The organism is Caballeronia sp. SBC1 (assembly GCF_011493005.1).
Taxonomy (GTDB): Bacteria; Pseudomonadota; Gammaproteobacteria; order Burkholderiales; family Burkholderiaceae; genus Caballeronia.
In genome coordinates, this window is record NZ_CP049159.1 from 540,659 (window position 1) to 561,507 (window position 20,849).

Here is a 20,849-nt window from a genome sequence, read left to right on the forward strand (position 1 = left end):
TGCCGGGGTTGGAAGCACGGCTGCCGTTACTATTTTCCGAGGGTGTGGTCAAAGGGCGCCTGACGATGCCGTTTCGTTGCGCGGGGCACGCCGGAGCCGTGTACCGAGGGTGGTCCTCTATCGGAAGGACATAAGTTCTTCCGCGCGTTGGCGCTTTCGGCGGCGAGCTCCCAGCAGGGTTTCGGGAAAGGCTATTCGGACGGGGAATAGAAAAAGGCGGCGTGGATAATCTGCACACCCGCCACCGTTCCATCTGTCTCTTGGCAAGTTGACAGTGTTGTCCCGAGTGGTGGGCAACACTAATGAAGGATTTTCGCGAGAAAATCCTTCGCACGATCGGACTTCGGGTTTGCAAAAAAATCTTCCTTCTTGTCATCCTCGACAATGACGCCCTTGTCCATAAAAATGACGCGGTGCGCAACCTTTCGTGCAAAGCCCATTTCGTGAGTGACGCACATCATCGTCATGCCTTCCTGCGCGAGTTCGACCATCACGTCGAGCACTTCGTTGATCATCTCGGGATCGAGTGCCGACGTAGGTTCGTCGAACAGCATCGCGATTGGGTCCATCGACAGCGCACGCGCAATCGCAACCCGCTGCTGCTGGCCGCCTGACAGTTGACCCGGAAACTTGTCCGCATGCGCGCTCAGCCCGACGCGATCCAGCAGCTTGAGCGCCTTCGTCGCGGCTTCGTCCTTCGAACGGCCAAGCACCTTGGTCTGCGCAAGCGTCAGGTTTTCAGTGATCGACAAGTGCGGGAACAACTCGAAATGCTGGAACACCATGCCCACTTTCGACCGCAGTTTCGAGAGGTTGGTCTTCCTGTCACCGACCGACTGGCCGTCGATCGTGATCGCACCTTCCTGGAACGGCTCAAGGCCGTTTACCGCCTTGATCAGGGTGGACTTGCCCGAACCCGACGGGCCGCACACCACGACTACCTCACCCTTTTTGACTTCAGTCGTGCAGCCGGTCAGCACCTGGAAAGGGCCGTACCACTTCGAAACATTGTTGATTGAGATCATCGTGAAATCCATTCCTGATCATGGTTGGGCTTCGTGGCGCGAGTCCACGTGCTGGCGAGGCGGCGCTATGGTTGTGTCACCTGCGTACCTGCGCGTGTTGCAACTGCTGCAGACGCCTCGCATACAGCGTCAGCGGGAAGCACATCGCGAAGTACAGCAGGGCGACCATTCCGTAGATCGGAAACGGGCGGAACGCGGTATTGGTGATCATCGAGCCAGTCTTCGTCAGTTCGATGAATCCAATGATCGACGTCAATGCGGTGCTCTTGACTACCTGCACCAGAAAACCGACGGTCGGTGCGACCGCGATCTTCCTCGCTTGCGGCCACACGATGTAGCGCAACTGCTGGCCAAACGTCATGCCGAGACTCGCGCCTGCCAACCATTGGCCACGTGGCACTGCTTCGACGCAGCCGCGCCAGATATCGGCGAGATACGCGCTGGTGTAGAGCGTCAGCGTGACGGTGGCAGCAACCCACGGCGACATTTCCACTCCCAGTAACGGCAGCCCGAAGAAGGCGAGGAACAACTGCATCACCAGCGGCGTGCCCTGGAATAGCTCGACATAGAGCGAGACCATACGGCGCATCAATGGCAACGGCGACACTCGCATTGCGAGCAGCACGAGCCCGACTGCACCGCCGCAGACGAAAGCGATCAACGACAACAACACGGTCCAGCGCGCGGCGAGCAGCAGATTGCGCGCGATATCCCACAGAGTGAATTCGGTCATTGCGAGCGCTCCGTTGCCAGCGTCTGCGGGCGTCGTCCGCCGAACCACTGGGTCCGCCGGTTACGCCAGTTGCGCCGCGCGGCCGGCGAGTGAGGCGAGCGTCCGGCAAAGAGGCCGCGGCCCAGCCGGTTCAGCAGTTGGCGCAAGACGATCGACAGGAACAGGTAGGTCGCCGTGACGATCAGGTAGCTCTCGAACGAGCGGAAGTTACGCGACTGGATGAAGTCGGCCGCAGATGTCAGGTCCGGTACCGAGATCTGCGAGACCACGGCGGAGCCGAGCATCACGATCAGGACCTGGCTCAGGAGCGCCGGAAACACATTGGCCAGTGCCTGCGGCAGCACTACATGGCGGAACACCTGGCGTCCTTGCAAGCCCAGCGCCTGCGCTGCCTGCACCTGGCCACGCGGAACCGAGTCGATGCCGGCGCGGACGATTTCGGTCGCATAAGCGCCTAGATTGACCGTCATCGCGAGGACTGCAGCCTGCATTTCGTCGATATGTACGCCGAGACCCGGCAGCCCAAAGAAAACAAAGAACAGCTGAACGAGGAACGGCGTGTTGCGTATCAGCTCGACATAGGTGGCGATCAGTGTCCGGGCCCAGCGGGGGCCGGCCACGCTGATGCTTGCGCCCGCGATGCCGACGAAGCCGCCGAGTACCGTCGAGACAGCGGTAAGCCAGAGAGTGACGGCGACGCCCCGCGCGAGCATGCCCGCGTAGATGCCGAAGCCGCTGAAATCGAACACATAGGTCATGGCGGATTGCTCATGGTCAGGTGAGGGCGGTTAAGTTGAATGGACCGGGCGAATAAAGTGGACTCAATAAAGCGGGCTCAATGAAGCTGGCGCGCCGCGATCAACTTGCAGGCGTGCGCAGGCAATTCGGCCAGCACGGGCATGCCGAGGCTGAGACCGGGCGTTTCGCGCTGCGTGGTGGCGGCTGTCAGCGTGAAGCCGACGCAGTCGATCGTCGCTTCGAGCGTGGCACCGACGTCACGGATAAACGTGACTGTACCGGCGAGATAGTTAGGATCACTGGTGGTTGATACGTGCTTCACGCAAACATCTTCGGGACGGATCAGCAGGCGGATGTCCGCCGTGGATTCCGGCGCCCATGCGCCATCAGCTACGACGATCTGCTGGCCGCCCGGCAGCTTCACGCCGCCCCGTCCGTCATGCGTGACCGGAAGGATGTTGCCGAGCCCGATGAAGTCGGCGACGAACTCGCTGACGGGGTTCCGGTAGATGTCGAGTGGCTTGCCGACCTGCGCAATGCGGCCTCTTTCCATCACGACGATCTCGTCGGCCATCGTCATTGCTTCACGCTGGTCGTGCGTGACCATGATCGTCGTGATGCCCAGGCGCTTCTGCAGCAGGCGGATTTCGACCTGCATCGATTCGCGCAGCTTGGCGTCGAGTGCGGAGAGCGGCTCGTCGAGTAGTAACAGTTTCGGCGACGACGCGATGGCACGCGCGATCGCCACGCGTTGGCGCTGTCCCCCGGACAGTTGCGTGACCGGCCGGTTCGCCATGTGCGGCAACTGGATCAGTTCGAGCAGTTCGGTGACACGGTGCCCTTGTGCAACCTTGCTCGTTTTGCGCAGCCGCAGCGGGTAGGCGATATTTTCGGCGACACTCATGTGCGGAAACAGCGCGAGCGACTGGAACACCATGCCGAAGTCGCGCTGGTTGGCCGGCAAGTGGGTGATGTCGCGGCCCGCGAAAGTCACGCTGCCGGAGCTCGGTGTTTCAAGCCCCGCGATCACGCGCAGCAAGGTTGTCTTGCCGCAGCCGGACGGGCCGAGAAAGCAGACCAGCTTGCCGTCCGGGACGCTCAGGTCGACGTGGTCGACAGCGTATGCGGTGTTGAAGCGCTTGGTCACGGCCTGGAGTGTCAGATGAGTCATGAGGGTTCCTTAAATGCTTGCGTGCCTAGAGTGCGACACCTTCGTCGCCAATCAACTTTTCGAGGAGCCATATCAGCGCAAAGTCGATAGCAACGATTACCACCGCGAACGAAAACACGGTCGGGTCGAGCGACGACACCGTGCGGCTGTAGAGCCACACAGGCAACGTCATCGTGTTGATGCCGTACAGGAAGAACGTCACCGTGAACTCGTTGAACGAGATGATGAACGCGAACAGCATGCCGGCGAGGATGCCGGGGCGCATCAGCGGCAACACCACGTCGAACATGGCGCGGCGCGGGCTCGCACCCATCACGCAGGCGGCTTCCTCGAACTCCGGGCCAATCGATGCCGCCGACGCCGCGCAGTTTTTCACGGTGAACGGCAGCGCGAGAATCACGTGCGCAATGATGAGCCGGAACACGCCGAGTTCCACGGGCAGCACGTTGAAGACCAACAGCAGCGACAGCCCGAGCATCACCAGCGGATAGACGAGCGGCAGCGCAACGAGCTGTTCGACGGCCGACTTGCCTCGAAACCGGTAGCGGCTCAACGCATACGCAGCGGGCACCGAGACCAGCGTTGCGATGATCATCGTCGACACCGCGACGATCAGGCTCGTCGTCAGCGCGGTACCCATGGAAAGCACGTCGCTGGCATCCGGCGAGACAAAGCTGTGCCATGCCGCGCGATACCACTGCAGGCTGTAGCCGGGCGGCGGGAATTCCAACGTGTCCGAAGCGCTGAACGACATCAGGATCATCGTCAGGATCGGCAGGGCGGCAAGGAACAGAACCATCGCCGCGAGCAGCGCCGCGGGCCTGCCGAGCCGGCCCGGCATGGTCGCGGGCAGAAGACGCGCACGCGCGGGGAGTTGAGTGTAGGGAGTGCTCATGCGGACGGCTCCTTGAGGCGTTGGGTGCGGCGCACGAGGCTCTGCGAGATCGCCATGACGGTGAGCGTGGCGACCATCAGCACCACGCCGGAGGCGGAGGCCGCCGGCCAGTTCAACAGAGGCGAGACTTCGTCGTGCACCAGCACGGCGAGCATCGGCACACGCCGGCCACCAAGCAGCAGCGGCACCGCGAACGCGCTTGCGTTGTAAGCGAACACGAGCAGTGCGCCTGACACAAGCCCGGGCATCGCGAGCGGCAACATGATGTGACGCAGCGTCTGCCAGCGCGTTGCGCCGAGCGTTGCAGCGGCCTCTTCGTACGAGAGCGAAACGGCGCGCATTGCGCTCGACAACGGCAGCACAGCAAGCGGAAATGCGGTCTGGATCAGGCCAAGCAACACGCCATGCTCACGATAAAGCCATTGCATCGGACGCTGGATCACGCCGCTTGCAAGCAATGCGTGATTGAGCAAGCCTGCCGGGCCGAGGATGATGAGCCAGCCGTAGCCTTGGAGCAACAGATTGACGAGCAGCGGCAACAGCACGCCCGCCAAAAGCAAGCGCCGCGCCAGCCGCGACTCGGTGCGCGCCATCGCAAGAGCGACCGGAATTGCCAGCAGCACCGCGCACACCATGCTCTGGAACGCGAGCCGCAACGTGAGCCACAGCGCCTTCAGGAAATACGAATCCGCTAGGTTCGCGTAGTTTTGCAGCGTGAACCCGTGCCACTCGTCGCCTTGCGCACCGAAGCTCATGCGCAGGACGACGAGGGCGGCCGCCGCGAGCACCGCGAGAAACGCGAGGATCGGGGCGAGCAGCAGCCACGGACGCGCACGGGCGAGCACGGTTTCCGATGCGGGGGTAACCGGCTGGTCCGGCGCCCCCGGTCCGGCGCGCTGCGAAGAGAGTTCGGCCATCGTGGTCATGCCGAGAAAATCTCGGTGTAGCGTTTGATCCACGCGGCCTGTACCACGGCAAGCGACTTGTCGTCGTGCAGGACGGACTTCTCCGCAATCTGCTGCGGGCTCGGCACGAACCTGAGGCTCTCGGCGGGAATGATGGCCTTGGAATTCACCGGCCCGTTCAGCACGTCAGCGGCCATCTTGCCTTGCACGCCGGCATCGAGCGAATGATTGATGAACGCGTGAATCAGGTCGAGGTCGCCAGGGTGCGATTTCGGAATCACCGTGAACATCAGCTGCGTGGCGAAGCCTTCCTTCATACCGTACGTCACGCCCATCTTGTATTCGGGTTTCCTGATCTGGTCGGGAAAGAACGCGGGCGAATAGATGCCGCCGATATCGAGCGAGCCCGTGCGAAACAGGTCGGCGACCTGATTCGGATTCTCGCCGAGCGTCATCACGCGGTCCTTCAGTTCCGCGAGCTTCTTGAAGCCCGGATCGATGTTCTGCTGCGAACCGCCCGACATTTTTGCAGCGATGATCGCCAGATCGACCGCCTCGGCAAACTCGGGTGGCGGCAAGAACAGGCGGCCGGCGTACTTGGGATCCCACAGCGCTTCATACGACGAAGGCGGCGTCTTGACGGTCGATGTGTTGTAGATCAGGCCGTCGGACCACAGCAGGTAGCCGACACCAAAACCATCTGCGCCGGTTCGATACCGCGCCGCCACGTCCTTGAGATTCGGCAGCTTGTCGAGGTCAGGCTTGACGAGCAGGCCCGCATCGCCGAGACCCGAGGCACCTACGCCCGCGAGCGTGATCACGTCATAGGTGGGACGGTCGCCCGCGGCCTTCACCTTGGCGACCATGCCGGAGGTGCCGTCCGCGCGGTCTGCGATCACCTTCGCGCCGGTCTTTGCCGTGAACGTAGCCGCTATATTGTGCAACGCAGCGGTTCCCGTATCGTCTGACCAGGTCAGCAGACGTAGCGTCTTGCCAGAGAAATTGTGTTCCTGTGCTCTCAGATTGAGGAACGGCGCCGGCAGCGCGGACGCTGCGAGCGCTGCGCCGATCGTCTTGACGGCCTGCCGCCGTCCCGTGCTGAATTTTTTCATCGCCGACTCCGTGAGTGTTAAGTGAGATGTCCAACCTATGCGCCGGGCGAACGGTCGTATCCGTTCGAATGTGTCCGTGCATGAAAATGTTAGGATCGCAAAATAGCCATCACAATCGATATATCGTCATGTCTGCCATGATCAAAGTGCATGGCTCCTTTGCTTTGTCTCTGGTTTTTTACAGCTAGCGGCATGCCGGATATGCATGACGCATCGCCGGCCAATAATCAAACGAAACAGCCTACGCCCGGTACTTCACTTTCGGCAGCACACACAACATCTCGTACAGCAGGTTGGCGCCGAGCAGCGCTGTATTGCCGGACGGGTCGTATGGCGGTGAAATCTCCACCAGGTCGCATCCCACGATATCCAGCCCACGGCAGCCGCGGATGATCTCAAGTGCTTGCCAGATCGTCAGGCCGCCGATTTCCAGCGTGCCGGTGCCGGACGCGAAACTCGGGTCCAGGCCATCGATATCGAAGCCTAGATACACCGGGCCATCGCCCAGTTTCGCGCGCACCTCGTCCATGATCGGCGCGACCGATTTGTACCAGCACTCTTCGGCCTGCAGGACCCGTATGCCGTGCGAGCGTGACCAGTCGAAATCCTCCGCCGTATAGCCGGTGCCGCGCAGGCCGATCTGCGCGACGCGGTTGCCGTCGATCAGACCTGGTAGGCGGCCTGGTCAGGCTGACGACGCGTCAGCACCTGCTTGATTTCCTGGAAGGCGGTGAGCCCGAACGGACCCAGCTCTCGCCCGACACTGCTGCGCTTGTAGCCGCCCCACGACGTCTGCGGATAGATCAGTTGCGCCGTGTTGACCCACACCACGCCGGCCGCAAGGGCACGAGCGACCCGCTCGCCGCGCACCTCGTCCTCTGTGACGACGGTCGCCACCAGCCCGTACTCGCTGTCATTGGCCATGTCGACGGCTTGCTCTTCAGTGTCGAACGCGCGCACGCACAGGACCGGGCCGAAGATCTCGTCACGCCATAAGGCGCTCGTGGGCGGCACGTCGGTGAAAATCGTCGGTGCAATGAAAAACCCGTGCTCCGGTGCACCGGCTGGCCGGCCGCCGCCCGCGACGAGCCGCGCACCGTCGCCAATACCTTGTTCAATATGACCGCGCACCCGGTCGAATTGGGCACGGCTCACGAGCGGCCCCATCTGCACATCAGGCGCGAACGGGTCGCCGACGACCATCCGCTCCGCGCGCTCGACGAGCCTCGCCAACAATGTGGGCGCAAGTTCGCGCGCCACCAGCACGCGGCTCGTCGCCGAACACATCTGACCGCCGTTGAAAAAGCCGCCCGCTTCGACGAGGTCGACCGCCAGATCGAGGTCCGCATCGTCGAACACGATGATCGACGACTTGCCCCCGAGCTCGAGGCTCACGCCCTTCAGCGTGTCGGTGGCAGTCTTCATTACCGTCTGGCCGACACTCGTGCTACCCGTGAACGATACTTTCGCGACCCCAGGGTGGCCGACGAGCGGTGCGCCTACGTCCGCACCGGTGCCCGTCACCGCGTTGAAAACACCCGCCGGCAAGCCAACTGATGCGATTACCGAGGCCAGTTCGAGTTCGGGCAGCGGCGTGATTTCGGAGGGCTTGAGCACGACCGTGCAGCCGGCTGCGAGCGCCGGGGCGAGTTTCCACGCCGTGGTCACCATCGGGAAATTCCACGGCACGATCAGCGCAGCCACGCCGCAGGGTTCGCGAAGAATCCGCGCACGGTGCCCGATGCTGGGGATGCTGACTTCGGCACCGCTTGTGTCATCCAGTTGCTCGGCTAGTTGAGCGTAATAGCGGAATGTCGCGATTACATCGTCGACGTCCATGTGCGCTTCCGCTTGCGGCTTGCCATTGTTAAGCGACTGCAGCATTACGAGACGTTCGCGTCGCCCTTCCACTTCCGCCGCGATTGCGCGCAGGTAGACCGCGCGCTCGGCGCCGGTCGTATGCCGCCACGTACGAAACGCGCGAGCCGCGCACGCCACGGCCAGTTCCACGTCGAGCAGGGTGCCTGCGGCTACGTCGGCCAAGTGGGTCCCGGTCGAAGGGTTAACCACGGCAATCGTGCGGCCCAGTGCGCCGTCGAGCCAGCGGCCATCTATATAAAGCTGCGTCAGCAATCGAGTGTCGTTCAGCGCGGTCATGCCGGGTCTCCCGGGACGTGGTCGAACCACTTCTGTTCGTCGATTTCGATCAACGTGGGCACGCGACGCCACGCGGCCTGCATCAGTTCGTCCGCAAGTGCGGCGGGCGTATGGGCAGACGCAGCGCAGCAGCCGAAACCCCGTGCTAGCGCCAGAAAGTCCGGCGTATAGATGTCGACGCCGATCGGCTCGATATCGCGCTCGACCATGTATTTCTTGATTTCGGCATAACCCCGGTTGTTCCAGAGCAGCACGATCACCGGTACAGCCGCTTCAACAGCGCTCGCCAGTTCAGGCAGCGTGAACTGCAGCCCGCCATCGCCGATCAGGCAGATCACGGGCCGGTTGCCCGATGCAAGCCGTGCGCCGATCGCAGCCGGCAAGCCGTAGCCCAGCGTGCCGTAGCCAGTCGATGAGTTGAACCACGACCTGGGCGATGACGCTTCGAAAACGAAATTACCCGCGTACACGGGGCGGGTTGAATCACCCACGACGATTGCATCGGGCAGGGTGCTCAATACGGTATCGAAGAGCACTGCCTGCGAGCGGATCGGTGCGTCGTAGCCGGCATTGACCGCAGCCCGCAGCGTGCATACGCGCGGCGCGCCCCAATCGGCATCGCGCGGCGGTAACGGGCGCGTGGCGAGCTTTTGGTCCAGCGCGGTCAGCACGAGCTTCGCATCGGCTGCAATCGCCACATCGGGCCGGAAATTACGCATTACCTGCTGAGCGTCGATGTCGATCCTGATCAGCTTGCCGTCGATCGCAAACCCGTCGTCGAACACCACGTCGTAGTCTGTCTCACCCAGTTCGGTGCCGACCGCAAGCACGACATCGGCCTCACGCACCAGCGCGCGCGTCGCGGCGAGCGACTGGGTCGAGCCGATCGACAGCGCATGGCCGCGCGGCAACAGGCCCTTCGCGTTGATCGTAAGCGCCACCGGCGCCTGCAGGCGCTCGGCCAGCGCGCGCAATTCGGGGGCGGCCCCGGTCGCACCGCCGCCGGCCAGGATCAGCGGGCGGCGCGCGGTGGCGAGCAAGGCGCTCGCCTCGTCGACAGCAGCCGGCGCGCCGGCGGCCTTCGAGGGCAGCACTACTGCCCGGGATGTCGTGTCGCGCGCAGGAGCAACGATCACGTCGAGCGGAATTTCGATGTGAACGGGCCGCGGCCGCGCGGTGGCGAATATCGCGAACGCGCGGGCCAGGACTTGCGGTAGTTCGTCAGCGTCGAGCAACGTGTGCGAGAACGCGGTGAGCCCGGCGAATACGTCGCGCTGGGACGGCAATTCGTGCAGGCGCCCAGCTCCGCCACCCAGTTGGCGTGTGGTGTTGACGCTGGAGATCACGAGCATGGGGATCGAATCGGCGTAAGCCTGCGCCATCGCGGTCGCGATATTCGTCATGCCCGGGCCGGTGATGATGAAGCACACACCGGGTTTTCCCGTGACCCGCGCATAGCCGTCCGCCATGAAGCCCGCGCCCTGCTCGTGGCGAGGGGTGACGTGGCGCAGCGTCGACCTTGCCAGTCCACGATACAGCTCGACGGTATGGACGCCGGGGATGCCGAACACCAGTTCAACGCCATAGTGCTCGAGCAGCTTCACGAGTGCTTCACCACAGGTCGGTGAGTCGCCTGGCTGGGTCAAGCAGTGTCCGCCTGCGTGACCGAAGAGCGAGATATTTTCAGGCGAATTCATGAGACTCCCGCGGATTCATCTGTTTGATCTGTTGCCGGTACATGCCTTTCTCCGGAGTGTGTGTGTTGGTGCATTCTTGGTGCATGGCACATGAACGGCAATCGATGAATTTGCATGCGCGTCATGTTTTTGGCTCATGGGCTTATCCAGAGGTGCAGTGCTTTCAGGCGACGCGGGGAGTTAAATTCGGTGTATATATGCAGCCTTGGACCCGTGCATATGTGTAACCCTCTGGCCGGAAAGCACACCCGCCAGCCATGACTTTTTCAAATGGAGGAAGGGAACGAAATGCGCCGCCTGCCGCCGCTGAATGCGCTGCAAATCTTTGAAACGGTCGCGCGCCACCGCAGTTTCACGCGTGCCGCCGATCACCTTTGCCTGACGCAAGGTGCCGTGAGCCGCCAGATCCTGACGCTGGAGGAGTACTACGGTTTTCCGCTGTTCACGCGGCACTCGAAGGGGCTCTCGCTGACGAATGAAGGCGAGCAGCTATTGCCGACCGTGAAAGAGAGCTTCTCGCGGATCGAGGAGATTTCACTGCGGTTGACCCGGCAGCGTACCGACCTCGCGCTAAAGGTACCCACTTGTCTGATGCGCTGGATTCTGCCGAAAATCATGCGCTTCCAGGCTGAGTGCCCCGAGATCCAGTTGCAGCTCACGACCACTTGGCAGCACGATGTCGATTTCCAGGTCGAGCCGTTCGACGCGGCGATCATTTATGGCTCGTCCCCGGGCGTGGACGTTCATTCCATTGCACTTTTCGACGAGCAACTTACGCCTGTATGTGCGCCTTCGTTGCTGGAGGAAAAGGCTCTCGATACGGTGGCCGATCTTGCCCGGCACACGCTCCTTCACCCGACGCGCGACCATCGCGATTGGAGGATGTGGCTCGCCCATGCTCATGCGCCCGAGATCAATGCGGACCTTGGGCAGAGTTTTGAAACGCTCGACCTTGCGACAAACGCGGCGACGCAGGGTTTCGGCGTCGCGATCAGCGACTGCTCGCTCGTGAGCGAAGATGTTGCGGCAAGGCGGCTCGCGATGCCGTTCGACATCGTGCTCACGACGGGCGCCCGGTATTACTTCGTCTACCCGAATTGCCTCGCGCACCAGCACAAGGTGAACCTGTTTCGCGAGTGGCTCGGGGCGAATGGATAAGGCTGACGACGCGAATCGCTCGTTTAAAACGAGCATTGGGCATCCTGTTTTAGCTATTTCTGCCGCGTTGGACACTACTTTAGTGGGCGATCGCGAAACGCCGAGGCTGCAGCAGCGACGCAGCCGATCGTGCTGGGGGAGGTGTTCCATGCATCCGTATGTCCACGCCCAGCGTACGCCAGAGAAGGTCGCGATAGTGATGGCTGGCGGCTTTATTCGAGCGCGGATTTCCGGGCCTCGTTTTCCGGCCAGTTCTCTTCTACAAAGAAGATGTCGTTGTGACTTGCTCCGCCCGTGTTCTCACGTGGATGCGTGCGTGTACGGCATCGCTTCAATGTCACGGCACTGACAAATAGCGTCTGTACCATCCGCGCGAAAAACAACGGCCATCACATTGAGGTAGCGCAATGAGCGACAAATGTAAGGTCCTGTTTCTCTGCCGTGCGAATTCTGCACGCAGCATCATGGCCGAATCCCTGCTTAGGCAACTCGCGCCGAATAGATTCGACGCATTCAGCGCCGGGGTCGAGCCCGCAGCTCAGGTTCACCCACTGACTATCGCGCAACTTAGCTCGACAATCGCCGACCTTGAAGTTCTCCAACCTAAAAGTTGGCACAGATTCGCCGGTGAGGACGCCCCGCATATGGATGTGATTGTCGCCCTGTGCGACGAGGCCGATGAAGCATACGCGCCGAACTTTCCGGGCTCGCCGGTGTTCTGCCGATGGACCTTTGAGGACCCGCTTGCGGAGTGTGTGAGCGAGGACGCGCAGAAACAAATGTTCGAACGGGTTTTCCGTCAAATCCTGCGGCGTATCAGCGTGTTCATCGCGCTTCCTCTGCAATCGATGAATGTGCATGAGCAGATGCTAGCGGTAAACGGTTCGTTGGACGCCGGGCCGTCCGGTGTCGGCTCCGCACCATGAGTCGGACTGTTACACCACCATTCGACTTGCCGGTTCGCAGCGCGATAAGTCGTCGATTGTCAGCAGCACGCCTCAAGAATTTTCAGAATCATCCGTTATATCAGTGACGTGATGGGCTAACAGGCGGATGAAGTGAAGCAACCCGAAGTTGCAGGTGGTGAGTCGTCCAAGCGGTATCGCGAGGGCACCCGCACAGCCGAACTCAAGGGTTCAGTGACTCGCCGGACACAGGTACTGACAGTCCTTGCGGTAGTTTTTATTCTTTCCGCTATCGGGCTAAATACCGTCCTGGCTATGCGCCAGACGCAAGAGCAGAACGGAGCACTTGCCGCGTTGCAAGCATCGGGTAAGGTCAAACACAATCTTGACGCGCTCCAGCAACTGTTACTCGACGAGCACGCGGAGCTCTATACACTCGTTGGAACTCGCCCATTCTATACCCGGGCTCCTTACGTCTTTCCCTCGAACCAGGTTACTACGCTGACTCGAGAGGCGAGAGAGGGATGCAAGTTTCGGACTAATTGCGTCGGTCATTTGGACGAGTTGGACCGGATGGTGCATACCCTTTCGGAGCAAAGCGAGGCGCTCGCAGCACGCGTATCGCTTCATCCCGGCAGCGTAACGCTAAGCGACCCCGCGCTAGCGGCACTCGACGCCTTTTTTTATAGTGTAGTTGCGAAGGTTATCGAAATACGTGTGGATGCCGATGCGGCTGTGGACGCGACGGTGAGTCGCGCAACGTTCGATACCAAGCGAACCTCCAACGTGCTCCTGGGTTCGGCTCTTTCGGCATCCTTGATACTTCTCGCACTCATACTCAGGGACGCTCGAAGCGCTCAACGGCTTCGGCTTGCGTGGCGTGTTGCCGACGGCGCGCGTGCTGACCTGTTTCGCTCCAAGCAGACGCTTGAGTACGTCCTCGACCACATTCCTCACGGCATCGCGTGGAAGGACGCAGAGCATCGCTATGGCGGCGGCAACGAAGTGTACGCTCGTGATGCGGGCCTGAACTCGCGCGCGGACCTTGCAGGCCTTACCGATTGGGCCTTGCGCTGGGGCGATGATCCGCGAGCAGTGCAAGTAGAGGACGTTCAAGTCATGGCCGGCGCGCTCAGCAAGAAGCATTTTGAGCGGGAAATCAATGCGGTAGATGGGTCGAAGCAATGGATCTCCGAGACCAAGTTACCTCTGATTGACCAGGATGGGGCGGTGACTGGCGTCCTGACGGCTTACGAGAATATTACCGCTCGACGGCATGCCGAACTCGCACTGCGGTTGCAGAGCCGTGCGCTGGATGCAAGCGTGAACGGCATTGTCATTACCGAGCCCCGCGACAACACGCATGTCGTCTTGTATGCCAACTCGGCCTTTGAGCGCATGACGGGCTACGCGAAGAACGAGGTCGTAGGCGTTGGCTGTGACATCTTGTTCGGAATTGCTGGTGAGTCGAAGAAATGGGACTCGGTGCGTGACGCGCTGGACCAAAGTATTGAATCCAACGTTACTCTGCGGTGTATCAAGAAAGGAGGTGAGCCGTTCTGGAATAACGTCCTGGTTGCACCGGTTCGAGATGGCGATGGCAAGGTTACGCATCATGTCGGCGTCATGAGCGACGTCACCGCTCTGGTGAATTACCAATCAGAACTGCAGCATCAAGCACACTACGATAGTTTGACTGGCCTGCCGAATCGTGCGGCTCTTGACAGCCGTTTAAACGAAGCTATTGTCCGGGCACATAGCTCAGGTGGTGAGGTGTCCGTGCTGTTTCTCGACCTTGACCGGTTCAAGCAGGTGAATGATTCGCTGGGGCACCGTGTAGGTGACGCGCTTTTAGCGCAGATGGCCGAACGCTTGCGCCGCGTGGTGCGTTCGACTGACCTCGTCGCCCGCTACGGCGGGGACGAATTTATGGTCGTTGCTGAGCGACCCAGTGGAGCGAAGCTTGGGCCAATGGTCGCACGACTGCTTGCCTCGATGGCCGAACCGCTTCGACTGGCTGAGCAAGAACTGTATGTCGAGGTTAGCATTGGGATTAGCACCTTTCCGCAGGACGGCATCGATGCCGACACCTTGATTCGCAACGCCGATGCCGCCATGTATCTCGCCAAAGAAAACGGGCGCAACGGATACCAGCACTACCGCTCGGAAATGAACGGCGCTGCAGCCGCCAAACTGATGTTGTCTACCAAGCTGCGTCGCGCTGTCAATGCTGAAGCGCTATATGTGGAATACCAACCCCAGATTGACATGGTCACCGGCCGCCTCTGCGGGGCAGAAGCGCTTTTACGCTGGCACGACAGTGAGCTGGGCAATGTTGCGCCGACAGTGTTCATCCCTCTCGCAGAAGAGGTTGGGCTTATCTCCAAGCTGGGCGATTGGGTACTCCGCGCGGCGTGCAGTCAGGCGAGGATTTGGCTCGACGAGGGACTGGACTGCGTGCGCATGTCTGTCAATGTATCGCCGTTGCAGCTGGAGCGTTCTGACCTCGTTAAGACCGTGTGTGAAGCGCTCGAGGTGGCCCGGCTACCCGCGAGCGTGTTAGAACTTGAGCTCACGGAAGGCGCGCTGATGCGCGACCCTGACGAGGTGGCGAGAGTGCTTCGGGACCTCCGAAAATTAGGCATTCATATAGCAATCGACGATTTTGGAACGGGCTACTCCAGCTTGAGCTATCTCAAGCGATTCAGTATCGATCGAATCAAGATTGACCGCGCTTTTGTTCAAGAGATCGGTGCCGATACCGAGTACGAGGCGCTTACCCTCGCTGTCATTGCAATGGCTGATGCGCTCAAATTTGACGTCATCGCTGAAGGTGTTGAAACAGAGGCACAGCGGTGCTTTCTGGTTGAACACGGATGCATGAGGGGACAGGGATTCCTGTTCAGTCCCGCCGTGTCTGCCTCACGCTTTGCCGAACGGGCCGTCGCCCAGCCTGTGCTCATCTGACGGCGAAGCAGGGTTCGAGGGTGCGCCTTGCAGTGCATGAAGTCCGCGGGCTCTGCGGCTTCACTTCCTGAACAGGTTGATAACTTCATCTGCAATTACGCCGACGCCGCAGGCGCCTACATCGCTTTGTTATCGCGTATGCAGGACGCTTTCGACAAACAATACAGTGGCGGATTCAACCGGTCGACGCAACACCCATTATTTGTACAAGCTTACTGGCTGGCGTCATAAAGTCGAGGGTCTTGCGTGATCTTTCGTTTAAGCACCTGGCAACCTTGGTCAACTCGGACTGTGAGTAACCGTCTAAACGCGTGCCTTTGGGGAAGTACTGACGTAACAGTCCGTTAGTGTTCTCGTTGCTGCCACGTTGCCACGGACTGCGTGGATCGCAAAAATACACCGCGATATCCGTGGCAATGGTGAAGTCCTTGTGGCTTGCCAGTTCGCGCCCACGATCCCAGGTCAGCGTTTGGCGAAGTTCCTTGGGCAACTTTTTCATTTGTTTGCTTAAAGCCGACACCACGCTCAAGGTGTCCTTCCCATTCACTTTGACCAGCATGACGAAGCGAGATTGCCGCTCGACCAGCGTCGCGATATGCGAGTTGTGTGAGCCCGAGATCAGGTCGCCTTCCCAGTGCCCCGGAACCGCTCGATCTTCAACCTCTGCAGGACGGTCGCGAGTTCGGTCGCCAAGCATATGTCGGCTTGGCAAGTAGTCAATATGGTGCGATTACGCTAGGTCGTCAGTATGACTCACTGGTTGACTTTGTTGCCCCATTGTCGGGAACAGCGGGTACGTTCGGCGACACAGGGTTTGCACACCCTTTTGACAACGACAACCTGAACCACTCGGTGCGCATGAGCAACGCGGTCAAGTATATGAGCACCGATTATGCGGGGTTCAAGTTCGGCACCCTATACGCATTCTCCAACTCCACCAATTTTTCCCAGAATCGCGCGTATAGCTTTGGTGCAAGCTACGGCTACGGGCCCCTGAATGTTGCTGCTGGCTATTTGCAGACTAATGGCTCGAACAGCACGACGAACACTGGCGGCGCTATCGACACGGCCGAGTCAACTGCCAATGGCACGGGTGGTTTTCAAGTCGGCTCCAATCGAACTCGCATATTCGGGGGCGCCGCGAACTATGGGTTCGGTCCGGCACTTGTCGGTTTCGTATATACGCACAGTCAATACGCCGGCACCAATGCGTTTGGTTTGTTGAATGGCACGATGCGTTTCGACAATTACGAATTGAACGGCAAATACGCTTTGACGACGGCGCTGAGTCTCGGCATCGCAGATGCTTACACAGACGGGCACCTTTCGGGTGCGACGGCGTTTGGCGCCGACCCGAAGTTTAATCAGATTAACGCGCAGGTTGTGTATTCGTTCTCGAAACGCACGGACGTCTATGCGGAAGCGATGTACCAACACGCGGTTGGAAAGGACTTTGTCGCTTTCATCAACACGTCAGGCGGTGCTTCGTCGACAGCGAATCAAGTCGTTGGTACTGTTGGGATTCGTACCCGGTTCTAAGTTGATTGATGCGGTGGTTTCTACTGCCTTTCACGGTGCGTTGGGACGTGCTCATCGCACCGTTCGGACATCGAAACAAACATCGCAAAGTAACTCTATGTCGAGACTGGCACAGATTGGTGGGGTAGGTATGTGAGTGCGATTCGTGCAGCACTCGCATCTCGATGCCGCTGAGCCGACCGCGTCAAGCAGAGGCCGATGAAGCGTCATTCGTACGGAGGCAGCGAACGACGCTTCATCGGCCTATTGCCGACGTCGCAGGACTATGTGTATGTGCTTCTGCGAAAGTTCGTTTCCCGGAAAGTCGAACACTCAAGCTCAGCGAGCCGAAGCCAAGGGATCAGGATTCGACATCCGCGAGACTGAAAATTTCCGTTTTGTCGTTGTACGAAAAGATCTCGCCGTAACGGCCCCAGTTGATCACCGCGTCGAGCGTCTCTTCTGCAGCGCCGTCGGACAGAAAATCTTCCAGTTCCTGCTCGAAACGCACGCGCGGCGCGCGGTGGCCGGGACGCTCGTCGAGCACCTTCTTGAGTCGCGCGGCCAGCGGCACATTGCGTAGCAGATGTTCCGCAAACATCATCTTGCGCTCCTGTGTGCCCAACTCGGCGAAGGTGCGCGCCACCGGATTCAGGATAATGTCACCTTCACGTACGTCGGCAAAGCCGAGATACTGCAGCGCTTCAGCCACCGGGAACAAGTCATCCACCTCAAGCTGCAGCGAACGCGCAATTTCCGGCATGTCCGCGCGACCGTTGTAAGGCTCGGCGGCCAGCGTCTCAATCAGACCCGCCAATATGTTGGTCGACACGACTGGTAACCGGCTGCCGAGTTCGAGGCCTGTCTTCGCCGCTTCGTCGGCCTGACGAGCAGTCATCTTGGCGTAGATTTCGTCGACCAACGCGCGGAAGGCGGGATCCAGCCGGTTGCGTGGATGCGCAAACGGCACCTTGGTTTCGGCGACCACGCGGCCCGGGTTCGACGACAGCACCAGAACCCGGTCGCACATGAACACCGCTTCCTCGATGTTGTGCGTGACGATCAGCATCGACTTGATCGGCATTTGGCCCTGCGTCCACAGATCCAGCAGGTCAGTACGCAAGTTTTCTGCAGTCAGCACATCGAGCGCGGAGAAGGGCTCGTCCATCAGCAGCAACGTCGGATCAACCACCAGCGCACGTGCAAAGCCCACGCGCTGGCGCATGCCGCCCGACAACTCGCGCGGATAAGCGTTTTCGAAGCCGTCGAGACCGATCAGATCGATTGCTGCCAACGCACGCTCACGGCGTTGATGCGGGCCTACGCCCTGCGCCTCGAGGCCCGCTTCCACGTTCTGCAGAACAGTCAGCCAAGGGAACAGCGCGAATGTCTGGAACACCATCGCCACGCCTTCGGCAGGACCGTTGAGCGGTTTGCCAAGGTAGGTCACGTCGCCGCTGGTCGGCTCGATCAGGCCGGCAATAATGCGCAGCAGCGTCGACTTGCCCGAACCCGAACGGCCCAGCAGCCCGACGATCTCGCCTTGACACAGCGACAGGTTCACCTCGTCGAGGACAAGCAATTCTCCCTGCGTCTTGCTGAAACCGCGACATACGTCGTTGACGCGAAGAATCTCTTCACCGAGTCGGGGCGGATTCTGGAGCGGCGAGTCGGTCACGGCAGCTTTAGGATTTTGCATGGCGATTTACTCTCAGTCGAGTGGAAGCCCGGATTCGGCATAGGCGTACGTCGGACGCCACGGCGTGCGGTTAAACAGGGTGACGAACAGAGATGGTTCATTAGTCTTTTCCACGGGAAACCACCTGCATTCGCGCGGTTGTCGTTAGGATCAGTTCGCTCATGACGTCACCTCATGAAACAGATATCGAGCGGTTCTGCGCCAAGCTGGTGGATGAGATGTCCCGGCGCGCAGTCCAACTCGCGCTAGCGCAGTCGAGTTGACGCAGCAGCATCGTCAGAATGTGATGGTGGTCCTCACACCAACGATCGCTTCGTTGCCGATACGTTGCGACAGGTCATCCGGATTCCGCATGCCACCCGCCGGACGGAACGCGTATTGGAAGTCAGCCTGCAATTGCCACCACGGTGTGACCTGATACTGGTAGGTCGCTTCGATGATGGTTTCAGCGCTGCGCGACAACTAGCCTGACATGGAGGGCAAATGGAGGCAAAGTTTCCTGACGTGACGTCGGTATGCTCCATGGATGTGACACGTGAAATGTGACGATTCTGTGAAGCTGCCCCTTAATTACAGTCCGATTTTCGTCATGCGAGCCCGATCGCGTAGGGCACCGGCGTTCCACGTCCCGAAAGCCGGCGGGTCCTCGTAAAAGCTCAATCCTTCACGGAAACAGAACCGCGCTTTCGCGGAGCGCGCTTTTCGCTTTCCGTTTTCAACGCGCCCTCGACACGTTTCTTTTGCGGCGCGCGGTTGGAAACCTGAATGCGCCGTCCTGCCGCAAAGACTTCCGCGCGAGCGGCACGCTCTGCAGCCCATGCTGGATTTACCCGAGTCTCGACTTGGCTGAAGGTAAACGGCTGATCCGCTTCTTCAGGTTGCCAATCGACGCCGACGACCGCACCGGTTCGCCGATGCTTCATCGTCACAGCGCCTTCTGCTCTCGGATCCAGCCCGCAGTGGCGCATTCCCCACAAACGAAGGGCCAGCATCATTCCGTCAAGCTCACGCGCCTTGTCGGTGATGCAGTAGGAGTGCCGTCTGGGTCGCTCCTGGTAGACCCGACGCTCGATTAGCCCGTTGTCCTCCATTGATTTGAGGCGCTGGGTAAGCAGGTTGGGCGACATCCCGGTCTGTGCCTGAATGCCGTCGAAGCGATCATTCCCCATCCTCAGCTCGCGCAGGATCAGGATCGTCCAGCGATCCGCAACAATGGCAGCCGCGCGAGCGAGGGGGCAAAGCGTCTCGCCAGTAGTCTGTTGTTTCATCTTGACCTCTCGCAGAACCGTGCATTGTGAACCAGTCGGCTCTGCAATCCAAGATCGCCACCGTTCGCCGATCCCACGTTATGTCCTTTACAAATCAAGTGACTTCAAATATTGTAGCAACTGGATTATCTAACCAAAGGGACATCCGGTATGGCAAACCTGTCGAACTCCGAGCTGACGTACGAACCTGAGCTGACGGGGCTGTTGATCGTCGATCCCTATAACGACTTCCTGTCAGAGGGTGGCAAGCTCTACGAACTGAGCCGCACGACCCTTGAAGCGAACAATGTCGTTGCGCATATGAGGCAGATCCTCGCTGCCGCCCGCGCAGCAAACGTGCAGGTCTTCATCGCGCCACACCATCGTTGGCGTGAAGGTGATCTGCACAGTCACTGGAAGACGACACCGCCTATCGGCGCGGCCGCTGCCAAGGGTCGGAGTTTCGCGGATGGAACTTGGGGCGGAAGCTTTCACCCCGATTTCGAGCCGCGTCCCAGTGAGGTCGTCGCGCAGGAACATTGGCTCTCAAGCGGATTCGCCAACACCGATCTTGACCTTCAGCTCAAGAAGCACGGCGTGCGCAAGGTGATCGTGATCGGCATGCGTGCCAACACGTGTATTGAGTCCACTGTGCGTTTCGCGGCCGAACTCGGCTACGAAGTCACACTGGTGAAAGACGCCATCGGCAGCTTCGGTCACGCCGAGATGGATGCCTCGCTCCAGTTCAACATGCCGGCTTACGCAAGCGCCATTCTCTCGACCGACGAGATCCTCGCAAAGCTGTCAGTCTGACTATCCGGAGATCGACAAATGACTGATCAAGTCATCGCCGAATAGATGAGCTGACCTATACGGATCTTCAACACATGATGAAAAGGCGCAGTGCGCGCCAAGCAGGCAC

General features: G+C 60.2%; 15 protein-coding genes and 4 pseudogenes. 5 read left to right on the forward strand and 14 right to left on the reverse strand.

Translation table 11 applies throughout. The features are described 5' to 3' along the window. Positions 1–299 precede the first annotated feature (299 nt). From SBC1_RS37425 to SBC1_RS37470, 10 genes and pseudogenes are all read right to left on the reverse strand, one after another. A complete protein-coding gene (locus SBC1_RS37425) occupies positions 300–1,025 on the reverse strand; it encodes an amino acid ABC transporter ATP-binding protein (protein WP_165106963.1) in 726 nt (241 codons plus the stop codon). 76 nt (positions 1,026–1,101) lie between these two features. Beyond that, positions 1,102–1,758 carry an amino acid ABC transporter permease gene (locus SBC1_RS37430; protein WP_165106965.1) on the reverse strand — a complete coding sequence of 219 codons (657 nt, stop codon included), beginning with the start codon at positions 1,756–1,758 and terminating at the stop codon, positions 1,102–1,104. Continuing rightward, positions 1,755–2,516, reverse strand: coding sequence for an amino acid ABC transporter permease (locus tag SBC1_RS37435; protein WP_165106968.1), 762 nt, complete (start codon positions 2,514–2,516; stop codon positions 1,755–1,757). The genes SBC1_RS37430 and SBC1_RS37435 overlap by 4 nt, the downstream gene beginning before the upstream one ends. A 77-nt stretch (positions 2,517–2,593) precedes the next feature. Beyond that, the gene (locus tag SBC1_RS37440; protein ID WP_165106970.1) at positions 2,594–3,667 is read right to left on the reverse strand and encodes an ABC transporter ATP-binding protein; all 1,074 of its coding nucleotides are present in this window, start codon (positions 3,665–3,667) and stop codon (positions 2,594–2,596) included. A 25-nt stretch (positions 3,668–3,692) separates the two neighbouring features. After that, positions 3,693–4,562 carry an ABC transporter permease gene (locus SBC1_RS37445; protein WP_165106971.1) on the reverse strand — a complete coding sequence of 290 codons (870 nt, stop codon included), beginning with the start codon at positions 4,560–4,562 and terminating at the stop codon, positions 3,693–3,695. Beyond that, positions 4,559–5,479 (reverse strand): ABC transporter permease, encoded by a 921-nt coding sequence (locus tag SBC1_RS37450; protein WP_370469758.1) that lies wholly within the window; start codon positions 5,477–5,479, stop codon positions 4,559–4,561. The genes SBC1_RS37445 and SBC1_RS37450 overlap by 4 nt, the downstream gene beginning before the upstream one ends. A gap of 5 nt (positions 5,480–5,484) precedes the next feature. Beyond that, complete coding sequence (locus SBC1_RS37455) at positions 5,485–6,579, reverse strand: PotD/PotF family extracellular solute-binding protein (RefSeq protein ID WP_165106973.1); 1,095 nt, start codon at positions 6,577–6,579, stop codon at positions 5,485–5,487. A gap of 241 nt (positions 6,580–6,820) precedes the next feature. Continuing rightward, a pseudogene (locus SBC1_RS37460) lies at positions 6,821–7,249 on the reverse strand (arginase family protein); the annotation flags it as partial. Next, positions 7,243–8,736 (reverse strand): aldehyde dehydrogenase family protein, encoded by a 1,494-nt coding sequence (locus SBC1_RS37465; RefSeq protein ID WP_165106974.1) that lies wholly within the window; start codon positions 8,734–8,736, stop codon positions 7,243–7,245. The gene SBC1_RS37465 and the pseudogene SBC1_RS37460, both read right to left, overlap by 7 nt. Further along, entirely contained in the window at positions 8,733–10,433 is a 1,701-nt protein-coding gene (locus SBC1_RS37470) for a 5-guanidino-2-oxopentanoate decarboxylase (protein ID WP_165106976.1), read from the reverse strand. Before SBC1_RS37470 ends, SBC1_RS37465 begins: the two co-directional genes overlap by 4 nt. Before the next feature lie 288 nt (positions 10,434–10,721). On the opposite strand from SBC1_RS37470, the gene SBC1_RS37475 reads away from it, so the two are divergent. From SBC1_RS37475 to SBC1_RS37485, 3 genes are all read left to right on the forward strand, one after another. Further along, a complete protein-coding gene (locus SBC1_RS37475) occupies positions 10,722–11,591 on the forward strand; it encodes a LysR substrate-binding domain-containing protein (RefSeq protein ID WP_165106979.1) in 870 nt (289 codons plus the stop codon). A gap of 464 nt (positions 11,592–12,055) precedes the next feature. Continuing rightward, complete coding sequence (locus SBC1_RS37480; protein ID WP_165106982.1) at positions 12,056–12,517, forward strand: low molecular weight phosphatase family protein; 462 nt, start codon at positions 12,056–12,058, stop codon at positions 12,515–12,517. Between the two features lie 132 nt (positions 12,518–12,649). Next, positions 12,650–15,463, forward strand: coding sequence for a bifunctional diguanylate cyclase/phosphodiesterase (locus SBC1_RS37485; RefSeq protein ID WP_165106984.1), 2,814 nt, complete (start codon positions 12,650–12,652; stop codon positions 15,461–15,463). A 175-nt stretch (positions 15,464–15,638) separates the two neighbouring features. On the opposite strand, the pseudogene SBC1_RS37490 reads toward SBC1_RS37485, so the two are convergent. Continuing rightward, positions 15,639–16,139 (reverse strand): annotated as a pseudogene (locus SBC1_RS37490) (IS30 family transposase); the annotation flags it as partial. Between SBC1_RS37490 and SBC1_RS37495 the strand changes: the two are divergent. Continuing rightward, positions 16,130–17,002: pseudogene (locus SBC1_RS37495) on the forward strand (porin); the annotation flags it as partial. The pseudogenes SBC1_RS37490 and SBC1_RS37495 overlap by 10 nt on opposite strands. A 340-nt stretch (positions 17,003–17,342) precedes the next feature. On the opposite strand, the gene SBC1_RS37500 reads toward SBC1_RS37495, so the two are convergent. The 3 genes and pseudogenes from SBC1_RS37500 to SBC1_RS37510 form a co-directional block, all read right to left on the reverse strand. Further along, positions 17,343–18,680, reverse strand: coding sequence for an AAA-associated domain-containing protein (locus SBC1_RS37500; RefSeq protein ID WP_165106987.1), 1,338 nt, complete (start codon positions 18,678–18,680; stop codon positions 17,343–17,345). Positions 18,681–18,956: 276 nt separating this feature from the next. Next, positions 18,957–19,136 (reverse strand): annotated as a pseudogene (locus SBC1_RS37505) (carbohydrate porin); the annotation flags it as partial. Positions 19,137–19,336: 200 nt separating this feature from the next. After that, positions 19,337–19,948 (reverse strand): helix-turn-helix domain-containing protein, encoded by a 612-nt coding sequence (locus SBC1_RS37510; RefSeq protein ID WP_165106989.1) that lies wholly within the window; start codon positions 19,946–19,948, stop codon positions 19,337–19,339. Positions 19,949–20,098: 150 nt separating this feature from the next. Between SBC1_RS37510 and SBC1_RS37515 the strand changes: the two genes are divergently transcribed. Then, positions 20,099–20,740, forward strand: coding sequence for a cysteine hydrolase family protein (locus SBC1_RS37515; RefSeq protein ID WP_165106992.1), 642 nt, complete (start codon positions 20,099–20,101; stop codon positions 20,738–20,740). Positions 20,741–20,849: the final 109 nt, after the last annotated feature.